Below are 762 nucleotides of genomic sequence, written 5' to 3'. Positions count from 1 at the left end.
AACCCGCGAGACACGATCTCAGGGAAGCAGGCTGACAATTTATCTGCTTCATTGAACGCGAAACTGAGTACGCAATTCGCACGAACCGAAGTACTGGTTGTGGTTTCTGAGATCGGTCGTCGTGTTTTAGGGGCTGCGTCAGATGAGTAATCTTTTGAGATTCTGCCATTTTGGTACAACTCAATCACCTATTCGATACCGTTCTCGGACTTTGGCTTTTGTTCGACCAATTGGATCTGGGCGAGCGACATGAAGACCCAACTCACTTTATCCCAACGATGACTTAGGAGCGTCTAAATGAAGAAGTTTTTACTGAGCATATCAATGTCATTTCTCGCAGGCGAACTTGCGGCACAATCGCAATTGACGACCGCGTCGCCCATTCCTGATGGCGCGGAAAAACGGTTCTGCTACTATCAGGGTCTCGTGTACTCTGAGAACGCCTTCATACTATTGGTCGGCACCAACACCGTAACTTCTACAGCTCCTCAAAAAGAAGAACGGTTGCTGCGTTGCTTTCGTGGAGACGATGGAAATTTGTCCTGGCGACCGCAGAGCACACTTCAGCTTGGCAAGTAGAGACCCTGAACCCATTTTCTGTGCTTCAGTAAATGGGTCGGAACGCCTCTAACCAAAAGGAGGCGCACCACGATGCCACAGATCAATGCCAAACTGTCCGAACTCTATTGTTCCAAGGTTGCTCATCTGGCGCATGCGCCATCGCTTCCCCCGTGACGTCGGCCTCTCGTCTTTAGGACGGGA

1 protein-coding gene is annotated in these 762 nt (G+C 50.1%); it reads left to right on the top strand.

From position 1 onward, the window contains the following. Nucleotides 1–297: 297 nt before the first annotated feature. Nucleotides 298–579, top strand: coding sequence for a hypothetical protein (locus ACR0MI_RS23700; protein WP_170617596.1), 282 nt, complete (start codon nt 298–300; stop codon nt 577–579). Nucleotides 580–762 lie beyond the last annotated feature (183 nt).

The organism is Ruegeria sp. D4, assembly GCF_056534475.1.
The sequence above is the reverse complement of the archived record's forward strand: the minus strand, read 5'-3'. Positions and strand labels throughout refer to the sequence as shown.

What these genes read in the sequence shown, in the direction of transcription:
- ACR0MI_RS23700 (WP_170617596.1), top strand. Translation starts at nt 298, where the DNA reads ATGAAGAAGTTTTTACTGAGCATATCAATGTCATTTCTCGCAGGCGAA.